This window comes from Amycolatopsis sp. YIM 10 (assembly GCF_009429145.1).
Classification (GTDB): domain Bacteria; phylum Actinomycetota; class Actinomycetes; order Mycobacteriales; family Pseudonocardiaceae; genus Amycolatopsis.
This window is the reverse complement of the sequence record NZ_CP045480.1, coordinates 7,316,377-7,334,630: the sequence shown is the minus strand read 5'-3', so window position 1 is coordinate 7,334,630 and position 18,254 is coordinate 7,316,377. Positions and strand designations below refer to the sequence as shown.

The window sequence follows — 18,254 nt, the reverse complement described above, 5'->3', positions numbered from 1 at the left end:
GAGGGTCTGGGCGGGGTCGGCTTCTTGTTCCCGTCTCGCGAAGCGCACCGGTGCGGCATCGCTCCGGTGTGGGAGTGACTACTCCGGGCAGGGGCGCAGGCCCAGCAATCCGGTGGTCACCACCGCGTCCCGGCCCGCTTCGAAGGCGGCGCGCAGCCTGCCGCCGTTGGATTCGAGGCGGTCGACCCGCGGTGACGCGTCCGACGGCCGGATCGACAGCAGGGCGGGGCCTTCGTGGTCCTCGTCCGCGTCGTAGCGCGCGAGCAGCAGGTCCGCGGCCGCGAGCTGCGCGTCCCCCGTGAGGAAGACGGCCTTCAGCTCGCGATACCGGCGCATGCCGAACCGGGCCACCAGCCGGTAACCGAGCGAGGGCCGTTCCCGCTCCGGCGCCCGGTCCACCCGGCGCCGCGACCGCAGCACCAGCACGTGCGTGGCGCCGTCGCGCAGGGCCTGCCGGAACGGGATCGACTCGGCCACCCCGGCGTCGTAGTACAGCGCGGAGCCGATCGCCACCGGCCGCCCGGCGAGCACCGGCATCGCCGCGCTCGCCCGCAGCGCGAGTCGCAGGTCGCGCTCCTCGGTGAGCCGGTCGTGCAGGTCCACCGGAGCGCCGGAGGACACGTCGGTGGCCAGCGGGTGGAACTCGATCGGGTTCGCCAGCACCGAGGTGTAGTCGAGCGGGAACTGCCGCGTGTACACCACTTCGACGAGTTGCTCGACGTCGACCACCGGCCGGGCGCGCAACAGGTTGCGCTTGCGGATCAGCGCCCGCGCGAAGGTCGGATCGGTCCAGCCGTGCAGTCCCTCCGGACGGCTGGACAGCAGCCACGCCCCGGAGATCGCGCCCGCCGACGAGCCGTACACCGCGTCGAACGCCGGGAGCAGCCCGAGTTCCTGCAGTGCCAATGCCATGCCCGCGGAGACCGTGCCGCGCATGCCGCCGCCTTCGATGGCCAGCGCCACCCGGTACCCGTCCCGGCGCGCACCCGGCCTGCTGCCTTCGGTTACGCGCTCGGCGAGCACCGACAGCAGCCGATGCCCGGTTCTCCCACTTCCCACCCCAGTGCTCCCTCTCAACCGTTGACCATCTTCCCGCCGGCGGGTCGCAGGGCCGGCGGTGACCACGCGGCGTACCGCATGATGGCGCGGGCGCTCAAACCCGTTGGTACCAGGCGCAAAGCGGTGTCGCGCAGGGCGACCGCCAGTGGGTTCGTCAGTTGCTGGCCCAGGCGGCTCGCCTGCCGGGCGGCGCGGGCGACGGCTTGGCTGCGGGGGCGGCGTTCCGCGTCGTAGCGGGCCAAAGCGGTGTCGACGTCCGTGGTCTCGGCGAGGGCGGCGGCGAGCACGACCGCGTCCTCCAGCGCCTGGCACGCGCCCTGGCCCAGGTTCGGCACCATCGCGTGGGCGGCGTCGCCGAGCAGGACCACCCGGCCGGCGCGGTAGCTCGGCAACGGCGTGACGATCTCGTGGATGTCGTGGTGCAGCACGGCTTCCGGCTCGGTGGCGGCCAGGAACGCGGAGATCGGCTCGTGCCAGCCGTCGAACCGCCGCCGCAGTTCGGCGATGGGGTCGGTGAAGCGCGTCCCGGCGGGCGCGGTGAGCACGGCGTGCCATTCGGTCAAGCCGTCGGCGAACACGATGTGGCCGAATTCCGCGCCACGGCCCCAGGTCAGTTCGAAGTCGCTGGCCAGCTCGACGGGCTGTTCGGTGATCGCGCGCAACACGGTCGATCCACTGTAGACGGCTCCCGGATGGCCGGGGAACAACTGGGTGCGCAGGCGGCTGTGCACGCCGTCGGCGACCACGATCACGTCGGCGTCGAGGACCTCGTCGGCCAGTTTCACCGAACCGGTGGTGTCCACAGAGGACACTTCGGCGCCGATTCGCAGTGCGTCGGCGGGCAGCGCCTCGCGGAGCGCCCGGTGCAGCGCCGCGCGGGGAAGGCCGAGCGGCATGAACTCCGGATCGGACACGGTCAGGCGCGCGATCACTTTCCCGGTGGGCGTGAGCGTGGACGTGGCACGCTGCCGCCAGCCGCCCGAGCGGACGGCCGCACCGGCGCCGAGTTCGTCGAGTGCGAGCAACCCGTTGAGGTTCAAGGAGATTCCCGCACCCACGTCAGCCAGCTCGGCGGCTCGCTCGACCACGGTCACGTCCCAGCCGACCCGGCGCAGCCCGAGCGCGGCGGCCATGCCGCCGATTCCCCCGCCGACGACAACAGCTTTCCCGGTCATCCGCCCGGTGCCCCCTCCGTCCACTCCCGCCTCAACCGACTCTAGCCGAACGAGGTGGCAGTGGTGACCGGGTCGAGCAAGGCGGTGACCGTCGCTCGGACGCGTGCGCGGACCTCGGTTTCGGGGGCACCGGTGAGCGTGACGCGCTGGAGCACACCGACGACCGCGAGTGCCAGTGCGCCGGGATCGGCGGCCGCGGTGAGCCTGCCGAGCCGTTGTTCCTCGGCGAGGTAGGTGGCGGCCGCGTTTTCGGCGGCTTCGAGCCCGGCCGTCCGGTCGCCGAGGACCGCGCGGACCAGGCCGGGCAGCTGGGGCCGGGCCGCGATGAGCCGCGTCAGCGCCAGCAGGGTCACCGGCGGGGTCGAGAGCAGGGCGTCGCACACGTTCGCGACGACGCTTCCGGTGCCCGCCCGCTCGGGCAGCGCGGCCGCGGCGGAGGAGATCAGGAAGCTGCGGTCGACGGCGTAGGCGGCCAGGAAGTCGTCGAAGTCGGCGAAGTGCGAGTACAGCAGGCCGGTGGCCACCCCGGCCTCGCCGGTGATCGCCCGCCCGCTGAGCTTGCCGGGGCCGTCGCGGACCACCACCTGCTCGACCACGGCGAACAGCTGCTGCCTGACCTCGGGAATGGCAACGCCTCTTGGCACGGGGCCGAGTCTAGCGAGCGGGGTTGCGCCCAGAATGAGCAAGTGCTCATACTGGGTTTGAGCATCTGCTCATACTTGGTTCGACGTGCGGGAGAACAGTGGTGGAGAACGGGCGAGTGGTGGTCGTCGGGGCGGGGATCGCCGGGCTGGCGACCGCGTTGAGGCTGCACCGGGAGGGCTGGGACGTGCTGGTGGTGGAGCGCGCCCCCGGGCGCCGCAGCAGCGGGTACCTGGTGAACCTGGCGGGCATCGGCTACGACGCCGCCGAAGGGCTGGGGCTGCTGCCCGCGCTGGCCGAGCGCGATCTGGGGGTGTTCACCTCGATCATGGTCAAGGCCGACGGGCGCGAGAAGTTCACCGTTCCGGCGGCGGTCGCGCAGGCCGCGGTGGGGTCGCGGATGCTCACGGTGTTCCGCGGTGACCTGGAGTCCGTGTTGTACGAACAGGTGCGTGACGCCGTCGAGATCCGGTTCGGCACCACGGCCACGGCGATCACCGAAGAGGACGACGGCGTGCGGGTCGCGCTGAGCGACGGCACGACCGAGTCGGCCGATCTGCTCGTCGGCGCGGACGGCCTGCACTCCCGGGTCCGCGAACTCGTGTTCGGCGCGGATTTCGAGGTGGATCTACGGCACCTGGTCGGCGCGTTCACGCTCGGCGAGGTGCCGGTGGACGTGCCGGAGGGCGCGGGCACCACGTTCATCGGCCCGGGGCGGACCGCGGCGGTGATGAACCTCGGACCAGGCCGTTCATCGGCCTTCTTCACCTACCGCGCCGAAGATCCCGAGGCCGAACTGAAGTTGGGCGCGGCGGGCGCGCTCACCCGCGCGTTCGGCGACCTGGGCGGTGGTGTGCCCGGCGCGCTCCGGCAGCTCGACGAAAACGCCTACTTCGACTCCGTGTCGCAGGTGGTGATGGACCGGTGGCACCGCGGCCGGGTCGTGCTGCTCGGCGATTCCGCTTGGTGCGTCACGTTGTTCGCCGGTTACGGAGCCGCGCTCGCCCTCGCCGGTGCCGACCGGCTGGGGTCCGCTCTGGCCGAACACGCCGAGATCCCGGCAGCGCTGGCCGCGTGGGAGGCGGGCCTGCGATCCGAGGTCACCAAGCGGCAAGCGTTGGCACGCAAGGGAATCAGCCAGTTCGTGCCGTCCGGGAAGGCGGAGATCTGGGCTCGCGACCTGATGATGCGGGCGATCCGGCTGCCCGGCGTCAGCGGCCTGATCCGGCGATCCATCGAGCGCGCGAACCGCTGAGGCCCGCCACGGCCCTCACCCGGTCACCACCGCAACGGGGTCCACGGCAGGTGGATCGGCTGCTTCCACGGCATCAGCTCACCACGGCCGGCCACCGGGATCGGGGGCAGTTCACCGACGGCGGTGCCGGGATGGGTGGCCTCGTCCAGGAACAGGCGCGGCGTCCCGAGGTCCATCAGGTCGGCGACCTCGGGGCGCATGATGATGCCGCTGGTCCCGGTGACGAGGAAGTGCAGGCCGATCTCACGCGCGTGCGGGATCACCTCGCGCAGCGCCGACAGCGGATCGTCCTGGGCGCTGAACTGGTCGAGGTCGTCGATGACCACAAAAGCCCGCGGCCCGGTCCAGGCGTTTCCCAGGCGACGCCGCAGACCGCCGAGCAGGTCGGCGAGCACCTCGCCGGGCGGCTGCGTCCTGGTCGCCCCGGCGACGTACTCCGGCGGGAGCGCGTCGCGGGTGTCCATGTCCCGCAGCAGCACGACAGCGCAGTCCGACACCGGGTACCGCCGGGGGAGGCCGCGCAGCAGCGTGCGCAGCACCGTCGACCGCCCGGTGCCTGGTTCGCCCAGTATCAGGAGGTGCTGGTGCTGCTCGACGTCCAGGCCGATCGGCCCGCTGCCCGACGTCCCGAGCGGCAGGCCGCCGCAGTCGCCCATCCGCTCGAGTTCGCCGTAACCGAACACACCGGCCGGCGGGCTCAGCGGCAGTGCGCGGACCGCGGGACCGCGGACCCGTGAAGTGACTTCGGCGAACTCGTCGGAAGTCACCTGCTGGAAGCGGACGAGCCGCGGTTCCCCATCGCCGACGCGCAGGTAGGCCTGGCCGTAGATCGTGTACACCATCTTCGGCGGGGTGGACAGGTGCAGGTAGCGCGCGAGTTGCTCCTCGCTCAGCGCCTGGAGGCCGATGCGCGTGGTGATCGCCTGTTCGAGCGCGGCGAAGTCGGGTTCGCCGGCGCCGTCGACCCGGTCGGTCAGCACCAGCGAGATGCCCAGCCGCCTGCCCAGCGCGACCACCTGGCGCAGTGTCCGGCCGAGTGCGGGCAGCGCCGCCTGGACGTACCGGGGTCCGTCGGCGAGCACGACCAGCTGCGGTGCCCCGGCGAGCAGCCCTTCCGCTTCGAGGTGCAGTCGCCGCCGGATCTCGTCGTCGAGCAGGGCCAGGAAGCGGCGCATGTCCGGTACCTCCCACAAGCTGAGGTAGGCGGCGGTGTTCGGCAGCGCGGCGAGGCCGGACAGTGCGTCGTTGTCGTGTTCGGCGATCAGCAACTGCACGGCGTCCGGCGGGTACCTGGTCGCCAGGCTGACCGCGATCCGCCGAAGCATCGTGGTCTTGCCCGACCCGACGTAGCCGGCGCACCAGGTGTGCGTGGTGACGTCGAGCCGGACCGCTTCGGCGATGCCCGTCCGGCCGAGCACCGCGGTCAGTTCCCTGGCCACCGGCTGCTGGTGCGCACCCAGTGCGCCGAGTTCGCCGACCGGCTCGGTGACGTCCAGCGCGATCTGGGCCGAACCGTATGCGGTCCCGACGCGGTATTCGGCGCGGCCACCGGGACTGGCCCGGATCTCCAGCCGGTCGCTTTCGGGCAGTTCGCGCAGCAGTGGGTGCTTCTCGAGCGCGGCGATCAGGTGGACGCCGATGGACGAGCCGTGCCGCAGCAGGTCCGCCAGCTCCAGCAACTGGTCACCCGCCTGCTCGTCGACCACCAGGAACAGTTCGGGACCCTGCCAGGAAGTCCGGTTTCGCAGGCGCGCCAACAGGATCGGCTTCACGCGGTCGAGTTCGGCGGCGCTGACCACCGCCGCCCCGGCGGGACCGTAGACGTCGGCGATCCTTCGCAGCAGGGTGTGCTGTACCTCGTCGACAGCATCGACGGCGCCCCGCAGGATCACGTGCGACAGCGTGCCGAAGTCGAACTGCAGCTTGGTCGGCTGGTGCTCGCGGAGCACGCCGAGCAGGATCTCGCCGTCGGCGGGCTGTTCGTACTTCAGCAGTCGCTCGTAGGTCAGCCCGTCCGGTGCTTCGAGCAGCGACCGCACCGGGTGCCGGTAGAGGAAGAAGGTCTGCTCGATCTCCGAGATCCGGTCCGGGGTCAGCGCCGCCACCTCGAACCTGGTGGACCCGAGCACGCCACGGCCGCTCCCGTCCAGGGAGAGCCGCTGGACGGGCAGCGTGCTGAAGCTCGCCGGGTCGGTGGCGGTGAGAAGCAGGTGCATCCGCAGCGCCCCGCCGTCGACGGCGACCCGGTGCAGCACGTCGAGCAGGCTCGGCATCGCGGCGGTCGTCGCGTCCACGTCCTCGAAGACCAGCAGGAGCGCGGGTTCGGCGGCGAGCCCGGCTTCGCTCAGCCTGCCCCGGCGCCACATCTCGTCGTCGATCGCCCGCGTCACCCGCGCGTGCTCGGTCAGGCCGCGCAGGCTGGTGGCCACGTGCGGCGCGGCGATCCCCTCGTGTCCCAGGCAGGCGACGAGGAACTGCACCGAATCCGGGGAGAAGTTGTCCGCCAGCCAAGCCTGCGCGGACCGCGACAGCGCGGTAGCGCCGGACCCGGTGATCAGCAGGTGCCCGGCCAGATCGGCGGACACGGGACCGTGGCCGACCGGCACGCGCAGCAGGTCCGGTCCGGGGTCGGCGTGCCACCGCGTGTGCGGGTCCAGCGTGCTGACGCAGCCCTGCGGCGAGTCGGGGCCGCACCCCCAGCGTGGGTCGTCGTTCATGTGACGACGATATTCGATCTGTCACTCCTGGTGGGGTGAAACGGGTCGCGACCGCCCGCCGCCGCGCTCCGGCTTGGGTAGGGTCGCGGCGTGGTGGTCGATCAAGCCGTAGCGGCTGGGCTCAGCAAGGCCGACGTCGAAGAACGCGTCGCGCAGGGGCGTTCCAACGACGTTCCGGCCCGTGCCAGCCGGAGCGCGTGGGACATCGTGCGTGCCAACGTGTTCACCCGGATCAACGCCATCTTCGGGGTGTTGTTCGTGATCATCATGTCCACCGGGTACGTGCTCGACGGCCTGTTCGGCGGGCTGATCGTGGCGAACAGCGTGATCGGCATCATCCAGGAACTGCGGGCGAAGCGGACACTGGACCGGTTGTCCATCGTCGGCCAGGCACGGCCGAGGGTGCGCCGGGACGGCGAGACCGTCGAACTGGCGCCCAACGAGGTGGTCGCCGACGACGTCATCGAGATGGGGCCCGGCGACCAGATCGTGGTCGACGGCGAGGTGCTCTCCGGCGAGGCGCTGGAAGTCGACGAGTCGATGCTCACCGGGGAGTCCGATCCGGTGGTGAAGGAAGCGGGGGACCAGGTGCTCTCCGGGAGCTTCGTGGTCGCCGGCTCCGGGCTGTACCGCGCCACCAAGGTCGGCCGCGCCGCCTACGCCGCGCGCCTGGCCGAGGAGGCGGGCAAGTTCACCCTGGTCGACTCCGAACTGCGCAACGGCATCAACAAGATCCTCAAGTTCATCACCTACCTGCTCATCCCGGCCGGCGCGCTGTCCATCTACAACCAGCTCTCCGGCGACCAGGAGTTGCCGGAGGCGTTGCGCGGCATGGTCGCCGCGCTGGTGCCGATGGTGCCCGAGGGGCTGGTCCTGCTCACCTCGATCGCCTTCGCGGTCGGGGTGGTGCGCCTGGGCAAGCGGCAGTGCCTGGTCAACGAGCTGCCCGCGATCGAGGGCCTGGCCAGGGTCGACGTGGTGTGCGCGGACAAAACCGGCACGCTGACGGAGAACGCCATGCGGCTGGCCGAAGTCCGTCCCGTGGGGGAAGCCGGGCCGGACGTGGCCAGGGTGCTGGCCGCGCTGGCGGCCACCGATCCGCGCCCGAACGCCAGCCTCGCCGCCATCGCCGAAGCCCATCCGGAGAGCCCTGGCTGGCCGGTGACGGCGATCGCCCCGTTCTCCTCGGCCCGCAAGTGGAGTGGCGCGTCGTTCGGCGAACACGGTGACTGGGTGCTCGGCGCACCGGACGTCCTGCTCGCCGTCGACGGTGCCGGTGCCGAGGTGCGCGCCGAAGCCGACCGCGCGGGCTCGGGCGGTCTCCGCGTGCTGTTGCTGGCGCGGGCCGAGGGCGTGGTGGACCGGGCGGGCGCGCCGGGTGCGGTGGAACCGGTCGCGCTGGTCGTGCTGGAGCAGAAGATCCGGCCGGACGCCAAGGACACTTTGGACTACTTCGCCGGCCAGCAGGTGACGGTGAAAGTGATTTCCGGGGACAACGCGGCTTCGGTCGGCGCGGTGGCCGCCACGCTCGGGCTGCCCAACGCCACCTCACCCACCGACGCGCGTTCGCTGCCGGAAGACCCGGAACGGCTGACCGCCGAACTCGAACAGGGCTCGGTGTTCGGGCGGGTGACCCCGGCGCAGAAACGCGCGATGGTCGGCGCGCTGCAGTCCGGCGGGCACACCGTGGCGATGACCGGCGACGGGGTCAACGACGTGCTGGCGCTCAAGGACGCCGACATCGGCGTCGCCATGGGCGCGGGCAGTCCGGCGACCCGCTCGGTGGCGCAGATCGTGTTGCTGGACAACAAGTTCGCCACCCTGCCGCATGTGGTGGCCGAGGGCCGCCGGGTGATCGGCAACATCGAGCGGGTCGCGAACCTGTTCCTCACCAAGACGGTCTACTCGGTGCTGCTGGCGCTGATGGTGGGCGTGCCGGGGCTGATCGGGCTCGACGCGCTGCCGTACCCGTTCCTGCCCCGGCACGTCACCATCACCGGGTGGTTCACCATCGGCCTGCCCGCCTTCGTGCTTTCGCTGGCGCCGAACAACGAACGCGCCCGCAGCGGTTTTGTGCCGCGGGTGATGCGGATGGCGGTGCCGGCCGGGGTGATCATCGCGGTCGCGTCCTTTGTGGCCTATGTGCTCACCTATCCCGGCGCCACCGGCAGCCAGGTGGCGCAGGTGCAGGCCAGCACCACGGCGCTGATCACGCTGATGGTGATCGCGCTGTGGGTGCTGGCCATCGTGGCGCGCCCGTACCAGTGGTGGAAGGTCCTGCTGCTGGTGGTGATGTCGGGGGCGTCGGCGCTGATGTTCCTGGTCCCGTTCACCAGGGAGATCTTCCAGTTGGACCCGTCGGACGCCGGGGCGACGCTGACCGCGTTCGCCTGCGCCGCGGTGGGCATCGTGCTGGTCGAGATCGCCTGGTGGGCGGGCAAGTTCCTGGTCAGGCCGCCGTCGTGATCTTCCACAGGTAACCGTCGGGATCGGCGAAGTAGCCGGAGTACCCGCCCCATTCGACGGCCTCGGCGGGTTTCACGATCGTGGCGCCCGCGGCCTTCGCGGCGCCCATGACCTCGTCGACGGCGGCTCTGGAGTCGGTGATGAAGTGGTATGAGGAGCCGCGGAACCCGGACCCCTCGGAGGACACGCCCGCATCCTGGGCGGCCGCTTCCCGTTCGTAGAGCGCCAGATCCAGCGAACCGAGCGCGCACGTGACGAATCCGGGATGGTCCTGCTTGACCTCGCAGCCCAGCCCTCCGGCGTAGAACTCCTTGGCCCGGTCGACGTCCTCGACGCCCAGCATGATGGTGCTCACCTGCAGTTTCACGTTCATGCCGGGAAGCCTAGGGACGCCCGGCCACCCCCGCTTCTCGATTCCTGACCGACTGCCACCCAGGACCACGTGACGCCACTACTGGGGATACACGTCATCGGGCTTCAGATTCGCCACCCACTGCCCGGTCTTCGGGTTCCAGTCGTATCTCGTGTCGTCCGGCATCATCGGGTAGGTCTCCGGTGGGCCGCCAACCCACTGAAACGGCCGGTCCGGCGTGCCGAATTCGATCTTTCGTTCCTCGCCGTTGATCTTTGCCGTCACCACGATGCGACCGGCGTAGAGGTAGTTCGCACTCGACTCGAACGATGGCCCCGCCGTAACCCGCGCCGTTCAAGACCAGTGCGGCCGGCGGCATCGCCTTGGGGCTCGGGTCCTCTCCGGACTGGTCGACGAGGTGCGTTTTGCCGGTCGCGACATCCACTGTCACGAGCGAACCGGGAACCCCGTCTGCTCCGTAGAGGCACTGGAGGACGGTGAACGAGTTGTCGACCGGCCGCTTGGAAAACACTGTCGGTTCAACTCGGGTCACGACGACTTGGTCGTTCTGGCCGGACAGCATGCTCATCCAGACCTGGGGTTGCATGGTGTACACCCGCCGGTCAGTGGACAGCCATTCATCCCGTTCGTCGCAATGACTGCGGACTTCGTGTGTCGGGTAGTCGGGCGGTTTTGGCAGTTCGTCGGGGTTCCCGTCGAAGAAGAACGTGGCGTAGCCCGCCCAGCCGATCTCGACGTCACCGATCGATCGGGGCGCGGGCGGGAGGACCTTGTAGCTGCAGGTCAGGTCATTGTTGTTTCCTTGAGCGTTGCAGTCGCCGGTAATTCGTTCGATGGGACGGGTGGTGGCTTCGGGTCGGAAGAGCTGAGTTGCGCTATGGCCACCACCAGGGTGCCGACGGTCAGGAGTCCCGTGATGCCAAGCCACCACGGATGCTTCAGCATCACTGAGGTAACTGATGGCCGTATGTTCCCGTTGCTCAACGGAGCCTCCTGGCGCAACGGTTGACAGTCAATTATCGCGGCAAGGTATTCGCTGACGAATCATTTACCTTTCGCTACGACGTGTTTATCGTCGGCCGCGTCCCGCACCTGCCACCCCGCCGCGTCGTGCTGGTGTTGCCAGAAGCGCGCGAAATCGGTGGCCGTAAGCCCGCAGCCCTTCGACCGTGCCGTCTTCGAGGATTCGGCCCTGGCCCAGGAAAAGAACCCGATCGGCGCGGGCGATGTTGACGCGCTGCCGTTCCCCACCGGACAGCGCGGTGCCCGCTTCGCCGACAACCGTGCGGTCCCCGGCGGGGAGCCTGCGGGTGATCTCGTCGACCCTCGCCGGGCCGACGATCGCCGTGGTGGCGGGTTCGAGGACGAGATTGAGCCGGTCGAGCACCTGTCTCACCGAAAAGCGCAAGTCTCGTCAACAGCGCGAGGCCTGGCGGCTATCTCACTTCACCGCGCGCAGGAAGTCGGCACCGCCCACGTAGACCGTGTGCCCGCTGATCACCGGCATCTCGGCGGCGGTGACGATCTCCCTGGCGAACCCGGCGATCGTCGGCAGGGCGCCGCCCCGGGTGCGGCGGTCGTCGATCGCGCCGGGGTGGACGCGGTCCAGCAGGATCGGCGTGATCGTGCCCTCGACCATGTCACCCGAGACCACCACCAGGCTGATCCCGCGCGAAGTCAGCGCGGGGATCCGGGCGCGCAGGGCGTCTTCGCCCGCCCGTTTGCTCGCGGCGATCGGTTCGTACTCGTGGTAGACCGGCTGCACGCCGTGGAAGTGCGCCTGGTGGCTGGTGACAAAAACGATCCGGGCGCGAGGTGCCAGCAGCGGCCGTGCGGTGTCCACAAGGGACAGTTGCGCGTCACGGTTCAGGCGGAGCGCGTAGTCCGGGGCGGCGCCGCGTTCCATGCCGCCGGAAGCGTTGAGCACCAACAGGTCCAGTCGTCCGCACCGGGCCTGGATCTCCTGGACCATGGCGCCGACCGAAGCCGGGTCGGTGAGGTCCGCACCGACCGCCCGCGCCGTGCCGCCCGCCGCGGTGATCTCGTCGACGACCTGTTGCGCGCGCCGCGCCTTCTCCCGGTAGTTCACGAACACGGTGGCACCCGCGGCGCCCAGCAACCGCGCCGTTTCGGCGCCGATCCCGCGCGAAGCCCCGGTCACCAGCGCGATCCGCCCGCTCAGGCTCATTTTCGCCCCCTCATCCGCGCGGCCATCAGGTCCGCGCCGTCGGCCACGGCCGTGCTGCGCGCCACCGTGGTCCGCGCCAGCCGGGTGCTCACGGACGCGCCGAGACCGGCCATCCGGACCACGTTGTTGACGAACTCGTCCAGGTCCTCGGGCCACGGCAACGACGGCTGCGTGATCAGCAGGGACGCGCAGCCGTGCATCGCCGACCACAGGCCCAGCGCCAGCGTGCGCGGGTCTCCGCGCAGCACTCCGTTGTCCACGCACGCGGCGACCGCCTCGACCATGTAGCCGAAGCCGGTGTTCGACGCGGGGGAGAGTTCGTCGGCCCGCCGCAGCATCAGCACGCTGTACTGCACCGGGTTGTCGAGGGCGAACCGGATGTAGGCGCGGCCGCACTGGCCCAGCGCGATGAACGGGTCCGTCAGCCGCGCGCAGGCCTCCTGGATCCGGCTGCCCAGCCCGTCCCACGCCCGCAGGCAGACCGCCTCGACCAGCTGGTCCTTGCTGCCGAAGTGCCGGTACACCGACGGCGTGGTGACCCCGGCGCGTTCGGCGACGGCTCGCAGGGTGAGCGCCTCCTCGGTGCCGGCCTCGACCAGCATCCGCTCGGCCACCTGCAGGATCTCCTCCCGCAGCCGCGGCCCTTCACCCGGGTTCGCCCGTACTCGCCTGCCTGCCACGCCACGAGAGTGACAGCGTCACGGTGACGTTGTCAACCTCGTCGGTAGAGCCCGACCAGCACCCCGTATTCGGCTTCACGCGGGGGATTCGGCAGGTCGTGCACCAGCTTTTCGAGGTGTTCGTGGAGGGCGCGGGCCTGCGCGGCGGTGAGCCGGACCACCCGGTGGGCCAGCAGCGAATCGTCATCGTCGGGGATCTCGTCCGCGATGGTGCCCAGCATCGCCTTGGTGGCCTCCCCGTTCGCCCCCGGAGCGAACTTGACCCGCCGCGCGGTCTTGACGAAGTACTGCTCGGTGCCACCACGCACGGTCCGCGTCGGTCCTTTCCGGACCAGTCCGGCTTCGACGAGCACTCCGAGGTGGTGTGCGATGTTGCCCTTGTTGACGCGCAGCCGGTTGGCCAGCTGGCTGATGGTCGCGCCGTCGGCGCCGATGTCGCGCCAGATCCGGTGCCGCGTCGGGTGCGCGAAGGCACGCATCTGCGCCGGGCTGGTCGCGTGGAGGACCTCTTCCATCTATCAAGCGTCAAGGACAGTTGTCGCTTGCGCAAGCAGCCCCGTTGACTGGGGCGATGACCGACATTCTCGAAAGCCTCGCCGCACTGGTGCGCGAGCGGTACATCCTCGAACCCGACGCGGAGAAGATCGCCGCCGACCTGGCTGACCTGGACCCCGACCTGGCCGGACTCGGCCCCGACGCGACCGCCGAGATGCTGACCCAGCGCCTGCAGCGCACCAACCACGACCGCCACCTGCGCGTGCGCCACAAACCCGAGGGCGCGGCGACGGGCTTCGACAGCGCCGAATACGCGGCGCACTACGCGGCCGAAGCCCGGGTCAACGCGGGTGGCATGCGCGAAGTGCGGTTGCTCGGCGACGGCACCGGCTACCTGCGGATCGCGCCGTACCTCTCACCCGTGCACCTCGCCGAGCCGTACGTCCGCGCCGCGTTCACCCTGCTCTCTTCGGCCACCTCGCTGGTGATCGACCTGCGCGACGGGCGTGGCGGCACCCCCGAGACGGTGGCGCTGATCTGCGGGTACCTGCTCGGTGACGAGCCGGTGCACCTGCAGGACCTCCAGGAGCGTCACGGCACGCCACGCCAGTTCTGGACCACGCCCGCCGCGACCAGGATCGACGCCCCGATCCGGGTGCTCACCAGCGCCACCACCTTCTCCGGTTGCGAGGAACTCGCCTACAACCTCCAGGCGCTGGGACGCGCGCTGGTCGTCGGCGAGGTGACCGGCGGTGGTGCGCACCCGGTCGAGGCGATCGCGCTCACCGGCGTGCTGGAACTGCACCTGCCGGTGGCGCGCTCGGTCAACGCGGTCACCGGCACCAACTGGGAGCAGGTCGGTGTTGTGCCGGACATCGCCTGCCCCGCCGAGGAAGCGCTGGACGTCGCTCAGCTGCCCGCCGAGGCCAGTGCACTGGACCAGAAACCGGCGTAGCGGTCGTCGTGGCGGAGCAGTTCGCCGTGGTCGCCCTCCGCCGCGATCCGGCCGCGGTCGAGGAAAACGACGCGGTCGGCTCGCTGGACGGTCCGCAGCCGGTGCGCCACCATCACCACCGTCCGGCCGGCCATCAGCCGCTCGACCCCTTCGTGGACGGCCGCCTCGTTCACCGGGTCCAGCGCGGAGGTCACCTCGTCCAGCAGCACGATCGGCGCGTCCTTCAGCAGGGCCCGCGCGATCGAGACGCGCTGGCGTTCACCACCTGAGAGCAGCGCGCCGCCCTCGCCGACGTTCGCCGCCCAGCCGCCGGGCAGCCGCTCGACCACCTCGTCCAGCCGGGCCGCGCTCGCGGCCGCCCGCACTTCGGCTTCGGTGGCTTCGGGACGGCCGAGTCGCACGTTCTCCTCGATCGTGCCGTCGAAGAGGTAGACGTCCTGGAAAACAAAGGCGATTCGCGACATCAACACCTCGGTGCTGATGTCGCGGACGTCCAGCCCGCCCACGCGCACCGCGCCCGCGTCCACGTCGTAGAACCGGGCGAGCAGTTGCAGCAGGGTGCTCTTGCCCGCGCCCGACGGCCCGACGACGGCGAGCCGCTGGCCCGACGGCACGGTCAGCGACACGTCGTCCACCACCACGCGTTCGCCGTGCCGGAAGGACGCGGCGTCGAACTCCAGGTCGTACCGCTCCGGCCGCTTCGGCTCCCGCGGTTCCGGCAGCGGTTCGGTGCGCAGGACGGTGTCGAGTTTCGCCAGCACCGACCGGGCACCGCGCAGTTTTCCGCCGATATCGGCCAGGGACAGCAGTGGATCCGCGCAGCGAGCGGCCAGCACGAGGATCGCCAGCACCTCCGCCACGCCGATGTCCCCGCCGAGCGCGAGATGGGCGCCCAGCACCAGCAGCACGGTGAACACCGCCTGCACCGCGAGCGCCAGGCCCACCACGCCGGGCAGCGCGGCCAGCGTCGAGCGTCGGGTCGCGCGCTGGACCTCGTGCAGCGAATCGTCGAGCAGGCCGAAGCGCTCCTCGGTCCGGCCGCCCGCCCGCAGCACCGGCTGGGCCTGGAGGTACTCGATGACCCGGCCGGTGGCCTCGTGATCGCGTTCGGCGCGGTCGGTGTCGGCGGCGGCCATCGAGCGTCCCGCCCAGACCTGGATCACCGCGATCAGCGGCACGGCGAGCAACGCGGCCAGTCCCAGCGGGGCGTTGTAGGCGAGAAGCACCGCCACGATGGTCAACGGGGTCACGCAGGCGGAAATGAACGGGGACAACAGGTGCGCGATGACGCCCATCGCCTCGAGCACGCCGTGGCTGGCCGTGGCCGACACCTCGCCGACCCGCGCGGCGCTGTACCAGCCGATCGGCAGCCGGGCCAGGTGATCGCCGAGCCGGTGGTACATCCCGCGCAGCAATGTGGTCCCGGCGCGGAAACCGGACAGGTCACTGGTGTAGCGCAACACCGCGTAAGCCGCGACCGCCGCGCCGAAACCGAGCAGCCATGGCCACGCATCTCCCGGTGTGGCCCCGAAAAGCGCGCTCAGCACGGGAACCAGCAGCGCGTACGACAGTCCCTCGGCCACCGCCGTGACGGTCATCAGCGCCACGGTGCGCCGCACCGGCCGCGCGTACTCGTTCCCCAGCACGCGCAACAGCATTCGGATCATCGGGACACCTCTTCTCGTGGGGCTTTCCGCACTTCGGTGAGCACGCCGTTCTCCAGTGCCACCACGGTGTCGGCGTCGGCGATCGTCTCCTGGCGGTGGGCGATGACCAGCAGCGTGCGCTCCCCGGCCAGCGTCGCCAGAGCGCGGCGCACTGCCTTTTCGGTTTGCGGGTCGGCGAACGCGGTCGCTTCGTCGAGCACCAGGACGGGCGCGTCGGCGAGCAGGGCGCGGGCAAGTGAGATCCGCTGCGCTTCACCACCGGAAAGCCCGGTTTCCGCGCCCAGCACCGTTTCGTAGCCGTGCGGCAGTTCCAGGATCCGGTCGTGGATGTTCGCCAGCTTGGCCGCGCGGACCACGTCGTCGAGTTCGGCCCGCGGCACCGCCAGCGCGATGTTCTCCGCGACCGTCGCCCGCAGCAGGCGCACGTCCTGGAAGACGAACGAGACCCGCCGGTGGAGTTCCCGGCTGCCGATCTCCCGGAGGTCGACACCGCCGAGCAGGATCGAACCGCCGGTCGGGTCGAAGAAGCGCGGCAGCAACTGGACCAAAGTGGACTTCCCGCTGCCGGACGGCCCGGTGAGCGCGGTGACCGTGCCCGGTTCGAGCACCAGGTCGATCCCGCGCAGCACCTCGTGCCCGTTGTCGTAGCCGAACCGGACGTCGCGCAGCTCCACCCGATTTCCCCGCGGTACCAACGGCTTTTCCGGTTCGGGCAGCGGCTCGACGCCGAGCACGTCCCGGATCCGGCCGAGCGCGCGCCGGGCCGCCTGCAGGTCGTCGAACCCGTGGCCGAGCGCCGCCACCGGCGCGGTCAGGCCGAGGCCGAGCAGCAGGAACGGCAGCAGGTCCGCCGGGGCGAGGCCGCCGCCGGTGATCAGCAGCGCGCCCCCGATCAGCACCACCAGCAGCACGAACGGCGGGGACAACGCCAGTTGCATCCCGGCCGCGGGCACCGACATGCCGTGCACCCAGCGGTTGAAGGTGCCGACGAAGTCGTCCGCCGCGGTGCGGAACCGGCGGTGCGCGCGGTCGCCGCCGCCGAACGCCTTGACCACCGCGATGCCCTGCACGAACTCGACCACCGAGCTGGAGATCCGCCCCATGGCCGCGTCGAACTCCTCCTGCTCGCGCAGCCGGGCCGGGGTCATCATCAGCGGGACCAGCGCCACCGCCAGCACCACCGGGATCAGCGTGATCAGGGTCAGCCGCCAGTCGATGGTGACCAGGTAGACCAGCGAAACCAGCGGCACCACAAAGGCGGCGACGAGTTCACCGGGCGCGTGGGCGATGACCGGGTGCACCGCGCCGACGTCCTCGCCGACCACCTTCGCCAGCTCACCGGTCCGGCGCCGGGAGAACCAGCCGATCGGCACGCGGCCGAGGTGCTCGGCCAGCCGGCGGCGGAACGACAGTTGCACGCGGCCGTCCAGTGCGTGCCCGATGCCCGAGGACGCGGCGGTGAAGAGCAGGCGCACCAGCAGGCCCGCCGCGCCGAGGAGTACGACGGTCCACACCCGGTCGTGGTCGGCGGGGCCCGATGAAAGCAGCACCCGGCCGAGCTCGACGACCGCCAGCAGCGGGGCCAGCCCCGCGACGGCCCCGACGACCTGCAACACCACCACGGCGGTGAAGCCGCGGATGTGCGGTCTCAGCAGTCCGTCCATCAGCCGGCCAGCGCCCGGCGCAGCACGCCGCCGAGTTCGGCGATCTGGCGCTGCGACACGTCGGCGGTGAGGATCGCCTGCGACCCGTGGAAGGTGCCCGGCCACTGGTGCAGCTCGACCGAGACCCCCGCCTGGAGCAGGCGCAGCGCGTACTCGATGTTCTCGTCGCGGTTGGGGCAGAACTCCGCGCTGGCCACGTAGGCGGGCGGCAGGCCGGACAGGTCGGTGGCACGCGCCGGGGCGGCGTACGGGGTGGCTTGCTGCCCGCTCAGGTAGTGGCCCCACATGGAGGCGACCTTGGCGCGGTTGACCCACGGCGTTTCGGTGAAGTTCCGCGCCGACCACGATTCCTGCCGGTCGTCCAGTCCCGGCTGGTTGAGCAGCTGGAACCGGATCGCCGGGCCCTGCTCGTCGCGGGCCCGCAGGGCGATTCCGGCCGCGAGGCCGCCACCGGCGCTGTGCCCGCCGACCGCGACGCGGGCCGGGTCGACGCCGAATTCCGCCGCGTGCTCAGCCGTCCAGGCCAGTGCCGCGTAGCTGTCGTCGAGTGCGGCCGGGTACGGGTTTTCCGGGGCCAGGCGGTACTCCACCGAGACCACCACGGCACCGGCGGCTTCGGCGAGCCGGGCGGCCCACGGGTGCTCGGTGTCGAGCGTGCCCATCACCCAGCCACCGCCGTGCAGCCAGACCACGGCGCCCTGTGCCTCGTCCGGGCGGTAGACCCGCACCGGCACGCCCGGATCGCCGGGCACCACGTGGTCTTCGACGGTCATGCCGCTGGTGTCCGGCTTGGGCACGGAGCCGGCGAGTTCGGCGAAGTTCTTGCGGTCGGTCGCCGGATCGTTCAGGTTGGCCGGTGGGAACAGCGGGACGAAGGCTTCGAGTTCGGGATCCATGACGACGATCTTGCCCAGTGCG

16 protein-coding genes are annotated in these 18,254 nt (G+C 71.0%); 3 read left to right on the top strand and 13 right to left on the bottom strand.

Features of this window, described 5'->3' with window-relative positions:
* Positions 1-78: 78 nt before the first annotated feature.
* The 3 genes from YIM_RS34530 to YIM_RS34520 are packed head-to-tail and all read right to left on the bottom strand — an operon-like array spanning position 79 to position 2,878.
* Positions 79-1,059 carry a patatin family protein gene (locus tag YIM_RS34530; RefSeq protein WP_228004200.1) on the bottom strand — a complete coding sequence of 327 codons (981 nt, stop codon included), beginning with the start codon at positions 1,057-1,059 and terminating at the stop codon, positions 79-81.
* 14 nt (positions 1,060-1,073) lie between these two features.
* Positions 1,074-2,234, bottom strand: a complete 1,161-nt coding sequence (locus YIM_RS34525; RefSeq protein ID WP_153034297.1) for an FAD-dependent monooxygenase — start codon at positions 2,232-2,234, stop codon at positions 1,074-1,076.
* 41 nt (positions 2,235-2,275) lie between these two features.
* Entirely contained in the window at positions 2,276-2,878 is a 603-nt protein-coding gene (locus tag YIM_RS34520) for a TetR/AcrR family transcriptional regulator (protein ID WP_153034296.1), read from the bottom strand.
* 101 nt (positions 2,879-2,979) lie between these two features.
* Between YIM_RS34520 and YIM_RS34515 the strand changes: the two genes are divergently transcribed.
* The gene (locus tag YIM_RS34515; RefSeq protein ID WP_228004199.1) at positions 2,980-4,131 is read left to right on the top strand and encodes an FAD-dependent oxidoreductase; all 1,152 of its coding nucleotides are present in this window, start codon (positions 2,980-2,982) and stop codon (positions 4,129-4,131) included.
* 23 nt (positions 4,132-4,154) lie between these two features.
* Here YIM_RS34515 and YIM_RS34510 read toward each other — a convergent pair whose 3' ends face one another.
* Positions 4,155-6,848, bottom strand: a complete 2,694-nt coding sequence (locus tag YIM_RS34510) for an FtsK/SpoIIIE domain-containing protein (RefSeq protein ID WP_153034295.1) — start codon at positions 6,846-6,848, stop codon at positions 4,155-4,157.
* 90 nt (positions 6,849-6,938) lie between these two features.
* Between YIM_RS34510 and YIM_RS34505 the strand changes: the two genes are divergently transcribed.
* Positions 6,939-9,314, top strand: coding sequence for an HAD-IC family P-type ATPase (locus YIM_RS34505; RefSeq protein ID WP_194239850.1), 2,376 nt, complete (start codon positions 6,939-6,941; stop codon positions 9,312-9,314).
* Here the strand turns inward: YIM_RS34505 and YIM_RS34500 are convergent.
* The 6 genes from YIM_RS34500 to YIM_RS34475 all read right to left on the bottom strand — a co-directional run bounded on the left by YIM_RS34500 (position 9,298) and on the right by YIM_RS34475 (position 13,070).
* Positions 9,298-9,687, bottom strand: a complete 390-nt coding sequence (locus tag YIM_RS34500) for a VOC family protein (RefSeq protein WP_228004198.1) — start codon at positions 9,685-9,687, stop codon at positions 9,298-9,300. The two genes, YIM_RS34505 and YIM_RS34500, sit on opposite strands and share 17 nt — an antisense overlap.
* 94 nt (positions 9,688-9,781) lie before the next feature.
* Positions 9,782-10,615, bottom strand: a complete 834-nt coding sequence (locus YIM_RS34495) for a hypothetical protein (RefSeq protein WP_153034294.1) — start codon at positions 10,613-10,615, stop codon at positions 9,782-9,784.
* 141 nt (positions 10,616-10,756) lie between these two features.
* Positions 10,757-11,074, bottom strand: a complete 318-nt coding sequence (locus YIM_RS34490; RefSeq protein WP_304505956.1) for a hypothetical protein — start codon at positions 11,072-11,074, stop codon at positions 10,757-10,759.
* Between the two features lie 54 nt (positions 11,075-11,128).
* Positions 11,129-11,875: an SDR family oxidoreductase gene (locus YIM_RS34485; RefSeq protein WP_153034293.1), complete on the bottom strand. Its 747-nt coding sequence runs from the start codon at positions 11,873-11,875 to the stop codon at positions 11,129-11,131.
* On the bottom strand, positions 11,872-12,555 hold the full coding sequence (locus tag YIM_RS34480) for a TetR/AcrR family transcriptional regulator (RefSeq protein WP_153034292.1): 684 nt from the start codon (positions 12,553-12,555) through the stop codon (positions 11,872-11,874). Before YIM_RS34480 ends, YIM_RS34485 begins: the two co-directional genes overlap by 4 nt.
* Before the next feature lie 32 nt (positions 12,556-12,587).
* Positions 12,588-13,070 (bottom strand): transcriptional regulator, encoded by a 483-nt coding sequence (locus YIM_RS34475; RefSeq protein ID WP_153034291.1) that lies wholly within the window; start codon positions 13,068-13,070, stop codon positions 12,588-12,590.
* Positions 13,071-13,126: 56 nt separating this feature from the next.
* On the opposite strand from YIM_RS34475, the gene YIM_RS34470 reads away from it, so the two are divergent.
* A complete protein-coding gene (locus YIM_RS34470) occupies positions 13,127-14,005 on the top strand; it encodes a S41 family peptidase (RefSeq protein WP_153034290.1) in 879 nt (292 codons plus the stop codon).
* On the opposite strand, the gene YIM_RS34465 is transcribed toward YIM_RS34470, so the two are convergent.
* Genes YIM_RS34465 through YIM_RS34455 form a run of 3 tightly spaced genes read right to left on the bottom strand, consistent with a single transcriptional unit; the run spans position 13,960 to position 18,232 of the window.
* Positions 13,960-15,672 (bottom strand): ABC transporter ATP-binding protein, encoded by a 1,713-nt coding sequence (locus tag YIM_RS34465; protein WP_153034289.1) that lies wholly within the window; start codon positions 15,670-15,672, stop codon positions 13,960-13,962. The two genes, YIM_RS34470 and YIM_RS34465, sit on opposite strands and share 46 nt — an antisense overlap.
* Positions 15,669-17,336 carry an ABC transporter ATP-binding protein gene (locus tag YIM_RS34460; protein ID WP_153034288.1) on the bottom strand — a complete coding sequence of 556 codons (1,668 nt, stop codon included), beginning with the start codon at positions 17,334-17,336 and terminating at the stop codon, positions 15,669-15,671. The genes YIM_RS34465 and YIM_RS34460 overlap by 4 nt, the downstream gene beginning before the upstream one ends.
* Complete coding sequence (locus YIM_RS34455; protein ID WP_153034287.1) at positions 17,336-18,232, bottom strand: alpha/beta hydrolase; 897 nt, start codon at positions 18,230-18,232, stop codon at positions 17,336-17,338. Before YIM_RS34455 ends, YIM_RS34460 begins: the two co-directional genes overlap by 1 nt.
* Positions 18,233-18,254 lie beyond the last annotated feature (22 nt).